Origin of the sequence: Acidocella sp. MX-AZ02, from assembly GCF_000306035.1 — a bacterium.
Classification (GTDB): Bacteria; Pseudomonadota; Alphaproteobacteria; order Acetobacterales; family Acetobacteraceae; genus Acidocella; species Acidocella facilis.
Genome location: NZ_JH976210.1, coordinates 351514 through 363681, shown reverse-complemented (window position 1 = coordinate 363681; position 12168 = coordinate 351514). Strand labels below are relative to the sequence as shown.

General features: G+C 68.1%; 13 protein-coding genes and 1 riboswitch. Of the genes, 8 read left to right on the top strand and 5 right to left on the bottom strand.

Going from position 1 to position 12168, the window contains the following annotated elements; translation table 11 throughout:
- Positions 1-122: 122 nt before the first annotated feature.
- The 3 genes from MXAZACID_RS16365 to cobU are packed head-to-tail and all read right to left on the bottom strand — an operon-like array spanning position 123 to position 2424.
- Positions 123-872: an adenosylcobinamide-GDP ribazoletransferase gene (locus MXAZACID_RS16365; protein ID WP_008495632.1), complete on the bottom strand. Its 750-nt coding sequence runs from the start codon at positions 870-872 to the stop codon at positions 123-125.
- On the bottom strand, positions 869-1891 hold the full coding sequence (cobT, locus tag MXAZACID_RS16360) for a nicotinate-nucleotide--dimethylbenzimidazole phosphoribosyltransferase (protein ID WP_039885696.1): 1023 nt from the start codon (positions 1889-1891) through the stop codon (positions 869-871). Before cobT ends, MXAZACID_RS16365 begins: the two co-directional genes overlap by 4 nt.
- 35 nt (positions 1892-1926) lie before the next feature.
- Entirely contained in the window at positions 1927-2424 is a 498-nt protein-coding gene (gene cobU / locus MXAZACID_RS16355; RefSeq protein ID WP_008495629.1) for a bifunctional adenosylcobinamide kinase/adenosylcobinamide-phosphate guanylyltransferase, read from the bottom strand.
- Positions 2425-2490: 66 nt separating this feature from the next.
- On the opposite strand from cobU, the gene MXAZACID_RS16350 reads away from it, so the two are divergent.
- From MXAZACID_RS16350 to MXAZACID_RS16330, 5 genes are all read left to right on the top strand, one after another.
- Positions 2491-3057 (top strand): histidine phosphatase family protein, encoded by a 567-nt coding sequence (locus MXAZACID_RS16350; protein WP_008495628.1) that lies wholly within the window; start codon positions 2491-2493, stop codon positions 3055-3057.
- Positions 3054-3983 carry an adenosylcobinamide-phosphate synthase CbiB gene (cbiB, locus tag MXAZACID_RS16345; protein WP_008495627.1) on the top strand — a complete coding sequence of 310 codons (930 nt, stop codon included), beginning with the start codon at positions 3054-3056 and terminating at the stop codon, positions 3981-3983. The genes MXAZACID_RS16350 and cbiB overlap by 4 nt, the downstream gene beginning before the upstream one ends.
- Positions 3980-4948 carry a threonine-phosphate decarboxylase CobD gene (gene cobD, locus MXAZACID_RS20245; RefSeq protein WP_008495626.1) on the top strand — a complete coding sequence of 323 codons (969 nt, stop codon included), beginning with the start codon at positions 3980-3982 and terminating at the stop codon, positions 4946-4948. The genes cbiB and cobD overlap by 4 nt, the downstream gene beginning before the upstream one ends.
- The gene (gene bluB, locus MXAZACID_RS20240) at positions 4948-5571 is read left to right on the top strand and encodes a 5,6-dimethylbenzimidazole synthase (protein WP_039885694.1); all 624 of its coding nucleotides are present in this window, start codon (positions 4948-4950) and stop codon (positions 5569-5571) included. Before cobD ends, bluB begins: the two co-directional genes overlap by 1 nt.
- 69 nt (positions 5572-5640) lie before the next feature.
- Positions 5641-6069 (top strand): CHRD domain-containing protein, encoded by a 429-nt coding sequence (locus MXAZACID_RS16330; protein ID WP_008495624.1) that lies wholly within the window; start codon positions 5641-5643, stop codon positions 6067-6069.
- A gap of 137 nt (positions 6070-6206) precedes the next feature.
- Here the strand turns inward: MXAZACID_RS16330 and MXAZACID_RS16325 are convergent, their stop codons facing one another.
- Both MXAZACID_RS16325 and cobO read right to left on the bottom strand, forming a co-directional pair.
- On the bottom strand, positions 6207-7667 hold the full coding sequence (locus tag MXAZACID_RS16325; RefSeq protein ID WP_008495623.1) for a cobyric acid synthase: 1461 nt from the start codon (positions 7665-7667) through the stop codon (positions 6207-6209).
- A 144-nt stretch (positions 7668-7811) separates the two neighbouring features.
- Complete coding sequence (cobO, locus tag MXAZACID_RS16320; protein WP_008495622.1) at positions 7812-8429, bottom strand: cob(I)yrinic acid a,c-diamide adenosyltransferase; 618 nt, start codon at positions 8427-8429, stop codon at positions 7812-7814.
- 37 nt (positions 8430-8466) lie between these two features.
- Positions 8467-8696: riboswitch (cobalamin riboswitch) on the top strand.
- 81 nt (positions 8697-8777) lie between these two features.
- Here cobO and MXAZACID_RS16315 point away from each other — a divergent pair.
- The 3 genes from MXAZACID_RS16315 to MXAZACID_RS16305 form a co-directional block, all read left to right on the top strand.
- The gene (locus tag MXAZACID_RS16315; RefSeq protein ID WP_008495620.1) at positions 8778-9140 is read left to right on the top strand and encodes a DUF1636 domain-containing protein; all 363 of its coding nucleotides are present in this window, start codon (positions 8778-8780) and stop codon (positions 9138-9140) included.
- Positions 9137-10162, top strand: coding sequence for a cobalamin biosynthesis protein CobW (gene cobW / locus MXAZACID_RS16310; RefSeq protein WP_008495619.1), 1026 nt, complete (start codon positions 9137-9139; stop codon positions 10160-10162). The genes MXAZACID_RS16315 and cobW overlap by 4 nt, the downstream gene beginning before the upstream one ends.
- 9 nt (positions 10163-10171) lie before the next feature.
- On the top strand, positions 10172-12168 hold a 1997-nt coding region (locus MXAZACID_RS16305; RefSeq protein ID WP_008495618.1), incomplete at its 3' end, for a cobaltochelatase subunit CobN.

Genomic DNA, 12168 nt, shown 5'->3' with positions numbered 1-12168 from the left:
GTCTCGTCATCAAGGGTAAAATCCAGGCCTTCCCTGGGATTGCTACGGGTTAACCTTTCGAAAGCCACGTTTTTTGCACCGCAGCAGAATAGTTATGCGTTTTATGCATGGCTCAAAAAGCCTTAAAACCGCCCCACCAGCACGCAAAACCCGGCCAATTCCGCCAGATTTTGCACCGCTCCCAGCACGTCCCCGGTGAAGCCGCCAATTTGCTGACGCGCCAACGCCCCCATCCCGGCACTCACCAGCGCCATCGCGAGCACCACCGCGCCCAGATGCGGCAGCGCGCAGAGCCCCGCCAGCAGCAAGCCCAGCACCAGCCCGGCCAGCGCCGGGCCGCGCCGCAACGCCCCGCCTGCCGCCTGGCCCAGCCCGCTTTCGCGCGCGCTTGGCAAAGCCAGCATCACCATCGGCAGCGCAGCACGGCTCAACGCCCCCAAACCGGCCAGGCTCAACCATGCCCCGGCCGGCGGCAAAGCGGCCAGACAGGCCGCCTTCATCCCCAGCGCCAAAATCAGCGCCAGCACGCCATAACTGCCGATCCGGCTGTCGCGCATGATCTCCAGCTTGGCAGCGCGCGTCGCACCGCCGCCAAAGCCATCGGCCAGATCCGCCAGCCCATCCTCATGCATCGCCCCGGTGAGCAGCGCGCTGGTCCCCAGCGCCAGCAACGCCCCGGCCAGCGGCGGCAGCCCCAGCCGCGCCGCCAACGCAAACACCAGCCCCGTCCCCCCGCCAACCACCGCGCCCACCAGCGGATAAGCCCAAACACAGTCCGAAAGCGCAGGTGCCCGCGCCAATGTTCCCATCGGCAACCGGCTCAGCAGCATGAAGGCCAGCCGCAGCTCATCCAGGCGGGCGCGCGGCCTCATGCGTCGGAGACACCGGCCTCGGCGAAGGTGGACATGCCATTATGCGCCTCCAGCGCCGCGCGCACGACGCTGAGCGCCACCGCCGCCCCGCTGCCCTCGCCCAGCCGCATCCCCAGCGCCAGCAGCGGCTCTTTGCCCAACGCCGCCAGCAAGCGCCGATGCCCCGGCTCCGCGCCGACATGCCCGGCCAGACAATGATCCAGCGCGCCCTTGGCCTCCGCCTCCAGCACCCCGGCCGCCGCGGTGCAGATGAAGCCATCCAGCAGCACGGGTATCCGCAACGCCCGCGCCTGCAAAATCGCCCCGCAGATCGCCGCCTGCTCGCGCCCGCCAAACGCCACCAGCGCGGCCAGCCCGCGCGCCCCCTGGTGCCGCGCCAGCCCGGCCTCGATCGCGCTGATCTTGCGGCCCATCCCGGCATGGTCCGACCCCGTACCCGGCCCCGCCCAATCCTGCGCCACCCCGCCGAAGCAAGATGCCGCCAGCGCCGCCGCGACGGTGGAATTGCCGATTCCCATCTCGCCCAGCAGCAGAATATCCGCTTGCGCATTCACCGCGTCCGCGCCTTGCGCCATCGCCGCCAGCACTTCGGCCTCGCTCATCGCCTCCCCTTGGGTGAAATCCCCGGTCGGGCGCTCCAACTCCAACGCCACCACCGACAAATCCGCCCCGGCGGCCCGGCAAAGCTGGTTGATCGCCGCCCCGCCCGCCTGGAACGTCGCCACCATCTGCACGGTGACCTCCTGCGGATACGGATTCACCCCCTGCGCGCACACGCCATGATTCCCCGCGAACACCACAGCCTGTGCCTTGCCAATCCGCGGCCGCGCGCTGCCGCGCCACCCGGCCAGGAAAATCGCCACCTCCTCCAGCCGCCCCAGCGCGCCGGGCGGCTTGAGCAGGCTGTTCTGATGGGCCAGGGCGGCGGCGGCGGCGGCCTCGTCATAACGCGGCAACGCCGCCAGACGGGCGCGCATTTCAGCAAAGGAGCCAGCGGGAAACAGAGCGTGCGACATCATCATCCAATCAACTTCAAAAACCGGTCCGGAAAACCTTACTTCACCCGCAGCGTATAGCCACACACCGCCAGCCGCACCTCGTCGGCCGCCTGCGCCACGCGCTGGTTCAGCCGCCCCTGCGCATCGCGAAACCGCCGCGCCAGCGCGTTCTCGGGCACGATGCCCTGCCCCACCTCATTGGTCACCAGCGCGACCTCACCGCCGCGCGCCGCCAGCGCCGCGCACAGCGCCTCGGTCTGCGCCTCGATATCCCGCTCGGCGAACATCAGATTGGAGAGCCACAGCGTCAGGCAATCCACCAGCACCGGCCCGGCCGGCGCCGCTTGCAGCGCCTGGGGCAGTTCCAGCGGCGCCTCCACATCCAGCCAACCTGGCCCGCGCCGTGCCTTATGCGCCGCGATCCGCGCCGCCATCTCCGCATCGAAGGCTTGCGCCGTGGCGATGTAAACCGGCGTGCCGGCGCAGTCCCGGATGCGGGTTTCGGCGTACAGGCTCTTGCCGGAGCGCGCCCCGCCAGTGACGAGTAGGATCATGGCTGAAATCCCAAACACCAAATGCCAGACTTGAAAAGCCCGCCCACCCCTGCGACACGCCAGACCATGCCGCGCCTGCTGCTGATCCGCCACACCGCCATCACCACACCCGCCCTGCTCGCCGGGCGCACGGACCTGCCCGCCACCCTGCCCGGCCCCGACTCGATCGCCCGCGCCCAGGCGCGTCTGGCCGCCCTCGCGCCTGACGCGGCGCTGATCTCCAGCCCGCTGCAACGCTGCACCCAGACCGCCGGCGCGCTGTTCCCTGGCCGCGCCCCGCAGCTGGAGCCCCGCCTGCAGGAACAAGATTTCGGCGCCTGGGACGGCCAGCCTCTGGCCGCGCTGCCGGATCTCGGCCCCCTGCCCCGTGCGGCGCTTGCCGCGCACTGCCCGCCCGGCGGCGAATCCTTCCTGGAGCTCGCTGCCCGCGCCCGCCCGGCGCTGCTGGCCCTCACCCAGGACACGCTCATTTTCACCCATGCCGGCATCATCCGCGCTAGCCTCGGCCTGGCATTGGGCGACATCCCGCAAGGCCTCGCCTTTGCCATCGCCCCCTTCTCCCTCACCGTGCTGGAGGCCCTGCCGGGTGGCGATTTCGCCATCACCTGCACCAATCTGGACCTGGCCTCATGACCCTGCATCCCCTCGCCATGGCGTTGGCTTTGGGGCTGGATGCCGCCATCGGCTGGCCGGATGCGGTGTTCCGCGCCATCGGCCACCCGGTCACCTGGTGCGGGGCACTGATCTCAGCGCTGGAGGCGCGGCTGAATCACGGCCCGGCCCAGCGGCTGAAAGGTGTCGCCACCGCGCTGCTGGTCATCGCCATCGCCATCTTCTTCGGCGTGGCGCTGCAGGCGCTCTCCGGCACGCTGCTCACCGCGCTCCTCGCCTGGCCGCTGCTCGCCGCCCGCTCGCTGCATGAGCATGTCGCCCGCGTCGCCAAACCGCTCGCCGCGCAGGACCTTCCCGCCGCGCGCCAGGCGGTCTCGATGATCGTCGGGCGCGACCCGGAGCGGCTGAACGCCCGCGGCATCGCCCGCGCTGCCCTGGAGAGCCTGGCGGAAAACAGCTCGGACGGCATCATCGCGCCGCTATTCTGGGGCGCTTTGTTCGGCCTGCCCGGCATCGCGGCTTACAAAGCGATCAACACGCTCGATTCCATGCTCGGCCACCGCACCCCGCGCTATGAGGCCTTCGGCTGGGCCTCGGCGCGCATCGATGATCTCGCCAATCTCCTCCCCGCCCGCCTCACCGCCCTGCTCTTCATCATCACCGCCCCCAACCGCGCCGCTGCCTGGATCGTCACAAGCAACGACGCACGCCATCACCGCTCCCCCAATGGCGGCTGGCCGGAAGCGGCGATGGCAGGGGCGCTGGGGCTGCGCTTGTCCGGCCCCCGCATTTACGGCAACGAGGCGGCGAACGAACCCTGGATCAACGCCAATGGCCGCGACCCGGGCCCGGAAGATATCTACGCGGCCCTCGCCCTCTACCGGCGGGCGCTGATCTTGGCGGCGGCCCTGCTGGGGCTCAGCGCTGCAATGTGGGGGATGAAATGAAACGCGACCATGGCGGCAATCTGGATTGGGCGGTCGGCCAGTATGGCGGCACGAAAGCAGACTGGATCGACCTCTCCACCGGCATCAACCGCGTCCCCTACCCGGTCCCGGCGATCAGCCCGGCCGCCTGGAGCGCCCTGCCCACCGCCAGCGCCACCGCGACCCTCATCGACGCCGCGCGCGTGGCCTTCAACACCAGCGGCGCGGTGCTGCCTTTGGCCGGGGCGCAGGCGGCGATCCAGCTGATGCCGCTGCTCTCCGCACCCGGCACCGCGAAAATCATGTCCCCCACCTATAATGAGCACGCGGCGGCGCTGCGCGCTCTGGGCTGGCAGGTGGTGGAAGCCGCCACGGCGGAGGACACCGCAGGGGCCGACCTCGCCGTGGTGGTGAACCCCAACAACCCGGATGGCCGGCATTACGAGCCCGCCGCCCTGCTGGCGCTGCTGCCCAAGGTCGGGCGGCTGGTGGTGGATGAAAGCTTTGGCGATCCCTACCCGGCAAACTCCCTCGTCCCGCAGGCCGGGCGCGACGGTCTGGTGGTGCTGCGCTCCTTCGGCAAATTCTACGGCCTGGCCGGCATGCGGCTCGGCTTCGCCTTGGGCAGCGAGGCGGACATCGCCACCCTCTCCCAGCTCGCCGGCCCCTGGCCGGTCTGCGGCCCGGCTTTGGAGCTGGGCGCCTTGGCCCTGGCCGACAAAGCCTGGGCAACCGCCACCACCAACCGGCTGATGTCCGAAATCCCCCGCATGGACGAGCTGGCCGCCGCCGCCGGCTGGAACGTGGTCGGCGGCACCTGCCTGTTCCGGCTCTATGACACGCCGAATGCCCAGGACACCCAGGCGAAGCTGGCGCGCGCCCATATCTGGTCGCGCATCTTCCCTTATTCCGATCGCTGGATCCGCCTCGGCATGCCCGGCAATGACGCCGAATGGGCGCGGCTCGCAGCCGCCTTGCGCGGCTGATGGAGTTCACCCACCAAGACGCGGCCATTCTGGAGCGCATCATGCTCTGGCGCCGCGATGTCCGGCATTTCCGCCCCGACCCGGTGCCGGAGGATGTGCTGGCCCGGCTGCGCGCGGCGATGGACCACGCCCCCTCCGTCGGCAATGCCCGCCCCTGGCGGGTGATCCGGGTGGAAGACCCGGCCCTGCGCGCCGCCGTGCGCGCCGAATTCACCCGCTGCAACGACAACGCCGCCGCCAGCTACGAAGGTGAGCAGGCGCAGGCCTATGGCAAACTGAAACTCGCCGGGCTGGACGCCGCCCCGGTGCAGTTGGCCGTGTTCACCGAGACCGACCCCGAGGCCGGCCACCGCCTCGGCCGCGCCACCATGGAACTCACCCTGCAGCAATCCACCGCGATGGCGATCTTCGCGCTCTGGCTGGCCGCCCGGGCGGAAAATCTCGGCCTCGGCGCGGTCTCCATCCTGGAGCCTTCGGTGATCGAGCGGCTCTTCGCCGTCCCCGCCCATTGGGAGTTCGCCGGCTATCTCTGCCTCGGTCACCCCGCCTTCATGGACGATACCCCGCTGCTGCACCGTGCGGACTGGCAACAAAATGCGCCGACCCTCTGGGAGACCCGTTAAAACGCCGCAATCTCCTGCTTATATGTATCCCGCGGCGTTCCGCCGCCGATAATCCAGGAGACCAGTCCCATGTTCATGCCCTCTCGCGCCAGCCTTGCCGGCGCCGCAGCGCTTCTGCTCGCCGCCGCCCCGCTCGCGCACGCCAAAACCGTGTCCATCTCCGGCCAGTTCGCCGCCGAAGGCAGCGCCACCAGCCAGCCGACCGGCCATGTCACCGGCAGCTTCGACACCGTCACCCGCAAGCTGACCTATAAGATCACCTATCACGGCCTCAGCGGCCCGGTGAAAGCCGCGCATTTCCACGGCCCCGCCGCCCCCGGCCAGACTGCCGGCGTGCTGCTGCCGATCCCCGGCCCCTACCATACCGGCATGCACGGCACCCTGACCGCGAACGATGCCACCACCAAGGCGCTGCTCGCCGGCCAGACCTATGTGAATCTGCACACCGCCAAATACCCGATGGGCGAAGCCCGCGCGCAGATCAGCGTCGGGCAGTAAAAAGTTTTTTGGGGCCGCCCCTTTTTTACAAAAAAGGGGCGGAAACGTTGGGGGCGTTGGCAACGACATTGCCAACGCCCCAAAGATTTTGCAGCCTTTTTTGAAAAAAGGGCTGCACCCCAAAAACTTTTGCGACTTCAGGCCCCGGGCAGACCCAGCAGCCCGGCTACATCCAGATGCACTTCCAGATGCGCCGCCAGCCCATCTAACGCCGCCTCCACCGCGGCGCCATGGTCCCGCTCGGCAACCGGCGCCCCCAGCCCGCGCAGAAACGCTGTCCTGAACCCATCCGCCTGAAACAGCCCATGCAGATAGCTGCCCATCACCAGCCCATCCGCTGAAACCGCCCCCTCCGGCCGCCCCGCTATCCTTGCGAACGGCCGCGCACAATCCGCCCCCGCGCTGCGGCCGAGATGGATTTCATACCCCTCCACCGCCAGCCCGCTGGCCACATGCTCCGCCCGCACCAGCCCGAGCTGCTTCTGCCGGTCCATGCGCGTGGCAACCTGAAGAAACCCAAGCCCCTGCATCGTCCCCGCCGGCCCCTCCAACCCGTCCGGATCGGCAATCTCCTCGCCCAGCATCTGATAGCCGCCGCACAGCCCCAGAATCCGCCCGCCCCGCCGGCGATGCGCCGCCAGATCGATCTCCCAGCCCTGCGCCCGCAAAAACGCCAGATCCCCGCGCGTGGATTTGCTCCCCGGAACAATCACCAGCACCGCATCGCCGGGAATCGCCTGGCCCGGCTCCACCAGCACCAGCTCCACCCCGGGCTCGGCCCGCAGCGGATCGAGATCGTCGAAATTCGCAATCCGTGAGAGCACCAGGCAGGCGATCTTCACTGCCCCCGCCCCCTCCGCCACCGGCCGGGCGCGGCGCAGATCCTGCGCATCCTCGCCCGGCAGAATCGCAGCGTTCGAAAACCAGGGCAGCACCCCAAACCCGCGCCAGCCGGTATGGTTTTGGATGAATTCATAACCGGAATCGAACAATCGCGGATCGCCACGAAACTTGTTGACGATGAACCCCTTCACCAAAGCCGCATCCTCCGGCGCCAGCACCGCCTGGGTGCCGACGATCTGCGCGATCACCCCACCCCGGTCGATATCCCCCACCAGCACCACCGGCACCCGCGCCGCCTGGGCAAAACCCATATTGGCGATGTCGCCCGCCCGCAGATTAACCTCCGCCGGGCTCCCTGCCCCCTCAACGATCACCACATCATAAGCCGCCCGCAGCCGCTCGAAACTCTCCAGCACCGCCGGCATCAGCGTCGGCTTATAAGCCCCGTAATCCCGCGCCTTCAGCGTCGCCACGCGCTGGCCCTGCACGATGATCTGCGACCCGCTCTCGGATTCCGGCTTCAGCAGCACCGGGTTCATGTCCGTATGCGGCGCAAGCCCGCAGGCCAGCGCCTGCAATGCCTGCGCCCGGCCGATCTCGCCGCCATCCGCCGTCACCGCGGCATTGTTGGACATGTTCTGCGGCTTGAACGGCGCCACGCTGAGCCCCCGCCGCCGCACCGCCCGGCACAGCCCCGCCACCAGCAGCGATTTGCCGACATTCGAACCGGTGCCCTGCAGCATCACCGCCACCATCATGAGTTCCTTTCAAAATTCGCCAGGCCGAGCCGGATGGTGGTGTTTTGCGAGCACCGGAGCGGAGCGTACGTTAAGTACGTGAGCACCGGCGCGTAGCAAAGCGCCGCCAGCCGGCCGGCATCGCGGATTTGGGAAGGAACTCTAAAATTCCACGCCCTTCTGCGCCTTGATTCCCTCTTTAAAGGGATGCTTCACCGAAGCGATCTCGCTGACCAGATCCGCCGCCTCGATCAGCCCTGGCGGCGCATTGCGCCCGGTCAGCACCACATGGGTCATCGCCGGCTTCTGCGTCAGCAGAAATTCCACCACCTCATCCGCATCCAGATAGCCATAGCGCAAAGCGATATTGATCTCATCCAGCAGCACCAGCCTGATGCGCTCATCCAATATCAGCGCCTTGGCCTTCTCCCACCCCGCCTTGGCCGCCGCGATGTCCCGTGCCTTATCCTGCGTCTCCCAGGTGAACCCCTCGCCCATCGCGTAAAACTGGCAGAGCCCGGCAAAATGCGTGGTCAGCAGCCGCCGCTCCCCGGTATCCCACGCCCCTTTGATGAATTGCACCACCGCGCAGGGCATCCCGTGCGCGATGCAGCGCAGCACCATGCCGAATCCGGAGGAGGATTTGCCCTTGCCCGGCCCGGTATGGACGATGATCAGCCCCTTTTCCCCAGTCTTGCCCGCCATCATTTTCGCCCTTGCCGCCTTGATCCGCGCCATCTTCTCGGCATGGCGGGTGGCGTCTTCGGGGGTGAGGGACATGGCTTCTCTCCTTGACTCTGCCCCCCAACTGCGGCCTTTTGCGGGGGATCGTACTGGTGCCTGGCCGGGAGGCTCATCAAAACAGCTTCTTATGTCAGGCCAAAAGGGAATGCGATAGGGCTCACCCCCGAAGCGCAGCCGCCCCCGCGACCGTGACCGGAGAGGGATGCGATGCCACTGGCGCAAGCTGGGAAGGCTGCACCCCGGAGGGTTTGCCCAAACCCCTATCCGCAAGCCGGGAGACCTGCCAGCACGGATGTTTCACGAGCGGACGGGGTGTGCCGCGGCAGGTGATTTGCGCTTGCGCGCGTCCCTATGCCATCGCCCCGCCGCAGCTTTGAGGGTTGCATGGGCGTTATTCTGCATGTCTGCACCACCTGCCGGGCCGGCCAGCCATTGGTCGAGGGCGAACCTTGCGCCGGGGCGCGGATGGGGGCGGCCATCGGCGCGCTGGCGGTGCCTGAGGGCGTCACCATAAAGCCGGTGGAATGTCTCTCCGCCTGTAAATTCGGCCCCACCATCGCCCTCTCCGGGCCGGATCGCTGGTCCTATCTCTATGGCCCGGTCACCGAGGACGATGCAGCGCTGATCCTGGATTACGCCGCCGCCTTCGCCGCCACGCCGGATGGCATCGTGCCCTGGCGCGAGCGGCCCTCTCTGTTCCGCAAAAACGTCATCGCCCGCCTGCCCGCCCCGGAGACCACGACATGAGCGAAATTTTGAACCGTGATTTGGCCAAAATCCCCGTCACCATCGTCACCGGCTTTCTCGGCGCCGGCAAGACCACGCTGATCCGCCATCTCCTCGCCAACCCGGGCGGCAAGCGCCTGGCGGTGCTGGTGAATGAGTTCGGCGCCATGGGCGTCGATGGCGAGATCTTGCGCGGCTGCGCGGATGAGAACTGCCCGGAAGAGGCGATCCTGGAGCTGGCCAATGGCTGCATCTGCTGCACCGTGGCGGATGAATTCATCCCGACCATGGAAAAGCTGCTGGCGCTGGAGAAAAAGCCCGACCATATCCTCATCGAAACCTCGGGCCTGGCTTTGCCCAAGCCGCTCTTGAAAGCCTTCGACTGGCCGGCCATCCGCTCGCGCGTCACCGTCGACGGGGTGGTGGCGATGGCGGATGCGGAGAGCGTCGCCGCCGGGCAGTTCGCTCCGGATGAAGGCCGCAATGGCCGCACCCACGACACCCCGCTCTCGGAAGTGTTCGGCGACCAGATGGCCTGCGCCGATCTGATCCTGCTCTCCAAGGCCGATCTGGCGGGTGCGGAAAAAATCGAAGCCGCCCGCGCGATGGTGACGAAAACCCTGCCGCGCCCGGTGCCGATGCTGCCCATCACCGATGGCATCATCGACGCCAAAATCCTGCTGGGCCTTGACGCCAGGGCGGAGGATGATGTCGCCCAACGCCCCTCCCATCATGACGGCCAGGCGGCGCATGAGCATGATGATTTCGCCACCATCATCATCGATCTGCCCGAGCAGGACGAGGCTGCGCCCTTGCTGGCGAAGATCGAAGCGCTGGCGCGGGCGCAGAAGATTTTGCGGATGAAGGGCCATGTCGCGATCAAGGGCAAGCCGCTACGCCTGCTGGTGCAGGCGGTGGGCGCGCGGGTGCGTTGCCAGTTTGATCAGGCCTGGGGCGACGCGCCCCGCGCCTCGCGGCTGGTGGTGATCGCCGAGCGCGGCGATCTGCGCGCGGCGAAATTGCGCGCCGCTCTGGGGGCATAACGCGCCGCCATGCATATCGTCTTCCGCGAAAGCCACGGGCTGGAAGAGGCGGAGACCCCGCAGGATCTCGGGCAGTCGCCGGCTGAGATCGCGGTGCTCTCCTTCTCGGACAGTGATCTGGGCGCCTTCGCGGCGGGCTGGCGCGGGGCGCGGGCGCGGGGCCTGCGCCTGCCCCAGCTGCGCCTGGCCAATCTGGCCCGGCTGCGCCACCCGGTTTCGGTGGATGTATATCTGGAAAATACCCTGGCCAGCGCGAAAGCCGTGCTGGTGCGGCTGATCGGCGGCGCGGGCTATTGGGCTTACGGGCTCGAAGGGCTGCGGGATCTGGCAACGCGCACCGGCCTGAAGCTGGCGGTGCTGCCCGGCGATGGCCGGCCGGATGCGACACTCACAGACTGTTCCACAGTCTCGGCCGAAACCCTGGCCGCGCTGGGCCGGCTTTGCGAGGCCGGCGGGCCGGAGGCGGCGCTGGGTGCGCTCATGCTGCTGGGGCGCGAAGCCGGGCTGGACGCGCAGGATGCTCCACCGCCCCCGCCTTTGCCGGCGCATGGGCTCTATCACCCCGCAACCGGCATCATACCGGAAATCGCGCCGGGCGGCCTGCCGCGCGTGCCGGTGCTGTTCTATCGTTCCTATCTCGCGGCGGGGGACATGGCGGCTGTGGATGGGATGATCGCGGCGCTGGACGCCGAAGGCTTGGACGCCTACGGCATCTTCGTGCCCTCGCTCAAAGCGCCGGCGGCGGCACGCTTCGTCGCCGCGCATCTGCGCGACACGGCCCCCGCCGCCATCGTCAACGCCACCGCCTTTTCGGCTGCCGGAGAGGATGGCGCCACGGCGCTGGATGGGCCAGGCGTGCCGGTATTCCAGGTGGCGCTCTCCACCGCCAGGCGGGAGGATTGGGCAGGCTCCGCGCGCGGCCTCTCCCCGGCGGATCTCGCCATGCATGTCGCGCTGCCGGAGATTGACGGGCGGATGTTCCTCGGCGTGATCAGTTTCAAAGCCGCCAGCGTCTATGACGAGGAATTGCAATTCGCCCGGATGCTGCACCAGCCGGACGCAGCGCGCCTGCAGGCCGCCGCCGCGCGGGTGGCGGCCTGGGTGCGGCTGGCGCGCAAACCAGCCGATGACAAGAGATTGGCGCTGATCCTCTCCACCTATCCTGGCCGGCCGGAGCAGATGGCGCATGCGGTCGGGCTGGATGCGCTGCAAAGTTCTTCTGAAATCCTAGGTATTTTGCAAGAGGCCGGATATGACACCGCGCCTTTGGCGCATCTGCCCTGGCGGCTGAAGGCCAGCGCCATAAGCTGGCCACTCAGCGCCTATAAGGCAGCCTTGCAGGCGCTGCCTGAAACGTTGCGAACCGCCCTCAACGCAGCCTGGGGCGCGCCGGAAGATGATGCCCTGGCGCAAAACGGCGCCTTTCAATTCTCCTTGCTGCAATCCGGCAACATCCTCATCACCCTGCAGCCCGAGCGCGGCAGCACACAAGGGCGCGAGGACGACTATCACGACCTTTCCGCCCTCCCCTGCCATTCCTACGTCGCCTTCTATCTCTGGCTGCGCGCCCAGAACATCGACGCGCTGCTCCATCTCGGCGCGCATGGCACGCTGGAATGGCTGCCGGGCAAAAGTGTCGCGCTCTCGGATGAATGCTGGCCGGAGGCGCTGACCGGCGCACTTCCGATCATCTACCCGTTCATCGTCAACGACCCTGGCGAGGCGGCACAGGCGAAGCGGCGTATCGGCGCGGTCACACTCGGGCATCTGCCCCCGCCTCTGGCGCAGGCTCTGGTGCCGGAACATCTCGCCCGGCTGGAGACGCTGCTGGATGAATACGCCACCGCCGAAGGGCTGGACCCGGCCAGGCGCGCCCGGCTGATCACCGCCATCCGCAGCGAAGCCCAGGCGCGCGGGGTGGAGCGCGATCTCGGCCTGGCCGAGGATGCCTCTTTGGCCGAGGCGATCACCCGGATCGACCGGTTTGTCTGCGACCTGAAGGAGAG

Bases quoted from the DNA above. Each gene is read 5' to 3' on its own strand.
- MXAZACID_RS16365 (WP_008495632.1), bottom strand. From the start codon at position 872: ATGAGGCCGCGCGCCCGCCTGGATGAGCTGCGGCTGGCCTTCATGCTG.
- cobT (WP_039885696.1), bottom strand. From the start codon at position 1,891: ATGATGTCGCACGCTCTGTTTCCCGCTGGCTCCTTTGCTGAAATGCGC.
- cobU (WP_008495629.1), bottom strand. From the start codon at position 2,424: ATGATCCTACTCGTCACTGGCGGGGCGCGCTCCGGCAAGAGCCTGTAC.
- MXAZACID_RS16350 (WP_008495628.1), top strand. From the start codon at position 2,491: ATGCCGCGCCTGCTGCTGATCCGCCACACCGCCATCACCACACCCGCC.
- cbiB (WP_008495627.1), top strand. From the start codon at position 3,054: ATGACCCTGCATCCCCTCGCCATGGCGTTGGCTTTGGGGCTGGATGCC.
- cobD (WP_008495626.1), top strand. From the start codon at position 3,980: ATGAAACGCGACCATGGCGGCAATCTGGATTGGGCGGTCGGCCAGTAT.
- bluB (WP_039885694.1), top strand. From the start codon at position 4,948: ATGGAGTTCACCCACCAAGACGCGGCCATTCTGGAGCGCATCATGCTC.
- MXAZACID_RS16330 (WP_008495624.1), top strand. From the start codon at position 5,641: ATGTTCATGCCCTCTCGCGCCAGCCTTGCCGGCGCCGCAGCGCTTCTG.
- MXAZACID_RS16325 (WP_008495623.1), bottom strand. From the start codon at position 7,667: ATGGTGGCGGTGATGCTGCAGGGCACCGGTTCGAATGTCGGCAAATCG.
- cobO (WP_008495622.1), bottom strand. From the start codon at position 8,429: ATGTCCCTCACCCCCGAAGACGCCACCCGCCATGCCGAGAAGATGGCG.
- MXAZACID_RS16315 (WP_008495620.1), top strand. From the start codon at position 8,778: ATGGGCGTTATTCTGCATGTCTGCACCACCTGCCGGGCCGGCCAGCCA.
- cobW (WP_008495619.1), top strand. From the start codon at position 9,137: ATGAGCGAAATTTTGAACCGTGATTTGGCCAAAATCCCCGTCACCATC.